Annotated in this window: 4 protein-coding genes; 1 reads left to right on the forward strand and 3 read right to left on the reverse strand. The window is 63.5% G+C overall.

From position 1 onward, the window contains the following. Window positions 1-97 precede the first annotated feature (97 nt). The 3 genes from G0A00_RS26115 to G0A00_RS26945 all read right to left on the reverse strand — a co-directional run bounded on the left by G0A00_RS26115 (window position 98) and on the right by G0A00_RS26945 (window position 2,562). Entirely contained in the window at window positions 98-1,771 is a 1,674-nt protein-coding gene (locus G0A00_RS26115; protein WP_164185600.1) for an IS66 family transposase, read from the reverse strand. A 63-nt stretch (window positions 1,772-1,834) separates the two neighbouring features. Next, window positions 1,835-2,188 (reverse strand): IS66 family insertion sequence element accessory protein TnpB, encoded by a 354-nt coding sequence (tnpB, locus tag G0A00_RS26120; protein WP_164185599.1) that lies wholly within the window; start codon window positions 2,186-2,188, stop codon window positions 1,835-1,837. Next, window positions 2,185-2,562 carry a transposase gene (locus G0A00_RS26945; protein WP_368667754.1) on the reverse strand — a complete coding sequence of 126 codons (378 nt, stop codon included), beginning with the start codon at window positions 2,560-2,562 and terminating at the stop codon, window positions 2,185-2,187. Before G0A00_RS26945 ends, tnpB begins: the two co-directional genes overlap by 4 nt. Here G0A00_RS26945 and G0A00_RS26950 point away from each other — a divergent pair. Beyond that, a partial coding sequence (locus G0A00_RS26950) for a hypothetical protein (protein WP_368667755.1) occupies window positions 2,494-2,733 on the forward strand: 240 nt, incomplete at its 3' end. The two genes, G0A00_RS26945 and G0A00_RS26950, sit on opposite strands and share 69 nt — an antisense overlap.

Consider the following 2,733-nt stretch of genomic DNA (forward strand, 5'->3'; position numbering starts at 1 on the left):
GTATCCGCCGTCTCTGCCCCATTGATGTTCGGGTTGCCCCTGGCTTTTTGGCGTCTGAGGGCTGCCGTGTGAGCTCGTCAGGGAGTCCCGAACGAGCTCACGATGAGGTGGTGGACTTCTGCGCGTAGGCCCAAGGCATCAGTTCATCGATGTTCTTGTCGAGGTGTCCGTTGGCCAGCTTGGTGAAGAGATCGCACAAGTAGGCATAGGGCTCGACGCCGTTGATCTTGCAGGAGCCAATCAGGCTGGCAAAGCGAGCCCAATTTCTTCCGCCCTCGTCATGGCCTGCAAAGAGCGCGTTGCGGCGGTTCATCGCCGGGCTTCTGATGGCGTTTTCGACGAGGTTGGAGTCGATGTCGACGTGACCGTCGTCGAGGAACAGGCGGAAGCCGTCTTCGCGACGCAGCATATAGGCCATGGCCTCGCCGAGATCGGACTTGCGCGAGACCCGTGCGGCCTGGGCCGCCAGCCAAGTGAAGAACGCGTCCACCAAGGGACGGGACAGTTCCTGCCGCACCGCCCGGCGATGATCAGGCTCCGAGCCGCGTATCGCGTCCTCGATTTTGTAGAGCGCGGCGATACGCAAAAGCGCCTCGTCGACGATGGGAGAGCCCTTCTTGGGCGTGGCCTTGATCAGTTTGCGCCGTCCGTGCGCCCAACAGAAGGCCAGCCGCAGTGGCTTGCCCCCCGAGCGTTTCGGCGTGGCGAGGTGTGAGTAACCCCCATAGGCATCGACCTGGATCGTGCCGTTGAAGCCCTCGAGGATCTCGGCGGCATATTCCCCTTTACGCCCGGGTCGATAATGGAACACCACGCCTGGTGGCGCGGGGCCATTCCAACCGCGGTCGTCGCGCAATACCGCCCAGAGGTAGCCGGTCTTCGTCTTGCCGCGCCCGGGATCCAGCACCGGAGCAGTGGTCTCATCGACATAGAGCCGTGTGCTATCCGTCATCAAGCGCTTGGCCATGTGGTCGACAACCGGCGCGATCAGGGCACCGGTCCGGCCCATCCAGTCGGCCAGCACGGAACGGTCGATCGGCACGCCATGGCGGGCCATCACCACGGCCTGGCGGTTGAGGGGCATGTGCTCGGAATGCTTGGCGACCGCGATCTGGGCAAGCAGCGCCTCGGTGGGCCAACTGCCCTCCAAGAGATGCGCAGGAGCCTTCGCCTGAACCACGCCTGTGCGTCCCTTCGGGCAGGCGTATTTCGGACGCACAGTGACGATCACTCGATAGCGTGCGGGGATGTAATCCAGCCGCTCTGTCCGATCCTCGCCGATGCGGACCATATCGCCACAGCCGCAGGGGCAAGTGATGTTGTCGGGCACGATCACCCGCTCGACGCGCGGCAGGCTCTCGGGCAGCGTGCGGGCCTTGCGCGGGGCACGCGGCCTGCGCTTGTCGGGGTCTGCTTCGCTGGCCGCGATCCTCTCCTCGACGGCGGCGATCTGCGCCTGCGTCTCGGCGATCGCCGTCTCCAGGTCCTCCAGCGCCAGTTCCAGCTGCGCCGGGTCCAGCTTTTCCGATTTCGGTCCGAACTTCGTGCGGCGGTAGTCCTGAACCTGGCCTTCCAGTTTCTCGATCAGCGCCTTCAGCTCGGTAATGAAGGCCTCCTTCTCGGCTGCCACCGCCTGCTCGTGCTGGCGCGCCGCGCGCTCAACCGTCGCCTCAAACCGGGCAGCTTCCAGCGCCGCCTGCTGGGCGGCGAAGGCTTTCACTACCTCTGGCGGAAGGTCTGGAAACTGGCTGAGATCGAAGGGCTGCGACATGCAGACTTTCTACCCGACAAGGGTCAGAAAGCCCAGTAAAACAAAGCCAAAATGGCCTTCAATTCAGCCCGCGGCACTCGGTGCCTGCACCCGGCGCGCGACCACCCGACGCCAGTCCAAACCCTCAATCAGAGCTTCCGCTTGCGCCCGGGACACCCGCATCACTCCGTCCTGAATCTTCGGCCAAGCGAAGCTGCCTTGTTCAAGGATCTTGTAGGTAAGAACCATACCGCTTCCGTCCCACACAAGGATCTTCAGCCGGTCGCCCCGCTTCGAACGGAAGATCACGGTGACCCCGGAATGCGGATCGAGCTTCAACTCCGTCTGCACCATCAATGCCAGCGCATTATGGCCGCAGCGGAAGTCCACTGGCCGCGTCGCAATCAGGATCGGCAGGCGTTGCCCCGCCACAATCATGCCACCCCCCGCAGCGCAAAGACCAGAGCCGCAACCCGCGCCACCTCCACATCGTCCGGAACCCGCAGCACAACATCGGCTCCGATCTCCACTGTCATGGTCCCCGTCGAACCCCGGGAAGCGTCAGGCTGCGCTGACAAATCCGAAGCCAACTGCGGCTCAGATGCAACCGCAAGAGGCACAAAGGCGGGCTCTAAAGGTTCATCGCCGGGCGACGACAAGCTCGCCATCAAATCAGCCGGCAGTGCCAAAAGGCCTTCCCGTGCCTGCCGACGCCAGTCCGACAGTTGATGCGCGATGAGCCCATGACGCCGCGCGACATCCACGACCCGGGCACCGGGTTGAAAGCTCTCCGCAACAATCCGCGCCTTCACATCGACGGGCCAACGCCGGTTCCCGCGGCGTGGCTCGACAACCTCGCACCGCCCAACATACTCATCCCCGACATCCGCCATGAAAAATCTCCGTCTCTGTCCACAGATCTTCTGGCAGAGACGTCACACGGCAAAAACGTCCCAAATCAATGGGGCGGAAACGGCGCATAC

This window comes from Salipiger sp. PrR002, from assembly GCF_010500775.1.
Classification (GTDB): domain Bacteria; phylum Pseudomonadota; class Alphaproteobacteria; order Rhodobacterales; family Rhodobacteraceae; genus Salipiger.

Bases quoted from the DNA above. Each gene is read 5' to 3' on its own strand.
- G0A00_RS26115 (WP_164185600.1), bottom strand. From the start codon at position 1,771: ATGTCGCAGCCCTTCGATCTCAGCCAGTTTCCAGACCTTCCGCCAGAG.
- tnpB (WP_164185599.1), bottom strand. From the start codon at position 2,188: ATGATTGTGGCGGGGCAACGCCTGCCGATCCTGATTGCGACGCGGCCA.